We start from the raw sequence: 202 nt of genomic DNA, 5'->3' as shown, positions 1-202 counted from the left end.
AAGCATCGGGTAATCCGGTTCAAGCAACCCAGACGGCTCAAGCAACGCCGGCACCCGTTCAACCAGCGCAGCCAGCGCCACAAGCCCAAGCTGGTAATGCTGAGCAATCGGCCAAAACAGCAGAGCCAACAACTGAATTAGCAAAACCTGAGTTTGCCAATGCCACGGCGAATAATGGCGGCACACTTGCTGCAACGGCTGC

Annotated in this window: 1 protein-coding gene; it reads left to right on the top strand. The window is 56.4% G+C overall.

Going from position 1 to position 202, the window contains the following annotated elements:
- A partial coding sequence (locus H5185_RS22735; protein WP_220494525.1) for a hypothetical protein occupies window positions 1-202 on the top strand: 202 nt, incomplete at both ends.

The sequence above is a fragment of the Shewanella sp. SG44-6 genome, from assembly GCF_014164185.1.
Classification (GTDB): Bacteria; Pseudomonadota; Gammaproteobacteria; order Enterobacterales; family Shewanellaceae; genus Shewanella; species Shewanella vesiculosa.
The sequence above is the reverse complement of the archived record's forward strand: the minus strand, read 5'-3'. Positions and strand labels throughout refer to the sequence as shown.